Source organism: Faecalibacterium longum (genome assembly GCF_040094125.1).
Classification (GTDB): Bacteria; Bacillota; Clostridia; order Oscillospirales; family Ruminococcaceae; genus Faecalibacterium; species Faecalibacterium longum.
Genome location: NZ_JBBNIH010000119.1, coordinates 1 through 788 on the forward strand (window position 1 = coordinate 1; position 788 = coordinate 788).

Below are 788 nucleotides of genomic sequence, written 5' to 3' on the forward strand. Positions count from 1 at the left end.
TCCTGCAGGAGACACAAGGTCTGCGACCAGCGTTTGAGGTTGAACTTTTTCGCCCAACGCTCATAGCCGATGCCCTTACCTGCGGCAACTTTCGCCTGAATGTCAACCAGTTTCCTGATCTTATCCGGCTTCTTCTCGCTGTTGGGCTGGATGATGGCGGCAAGCTGGATGTTCTGGGAGAGGGCGGTCAGCACCTGCTCCTTTTCCAGTTTCTTGCTCAGTTTCTTGGCGGTGATGAACTTTGTCCGGCCGGGTGGGCAGTAGCTCAACCGGCCTCGGCTTTCCTTCACGGCGATGCCGTGTTCCCGCATGAGCAATGCAGAAAATTCCTCGAAGGTGGTGGTCTTGTTCAGCACAGCGTAGATCTGCTTTCGCAGTTTGTCCAGCTCGGTCTGGTAGACGGTCTGGGTGGGCTGCTGCCCTTCGGCGGCAAGTTTGGCGTTGGCATGGTCGAGGCGGCGTTGTCCGCGCCGCTGCGCCCAATACTCGCGCTCCGAAACATGGTCGCCTTGGGCTTCCAGCAGGTTGATCTGGTTCAGGTCGGCTTGCTCGCACATCTCCATGACTGCGACACGAAGGTGCCGGAGCATGGCAGAGGTGCAGCGGTGCTTCTTGCCCGCTTCCCAGTCGCACGGCTTGTCCATGAAGGTCTGCCGTTCCACGGTGCGGACACGCAAGCTGCCGATGACGATGTGGACGTGGATGTTTCCCGCACTGTTGTGACCGTCCGGGTGGGTGCAGACGATGGCGGGATGACCGGGGAAGTTGTCCTTGCAGAACTGCAAGCC

General features: G+C 59.3%; 1 protein-coding gene. It reads right to left on the reverse strand.

The window, feature by feature from the left end:
• On the reverse strand, positions 1-788 hold a 788-nt coding region (locus tag AAAU26_RS14610), incomplete at both ends, for a relaxase family protein (protein WP_349180942.1).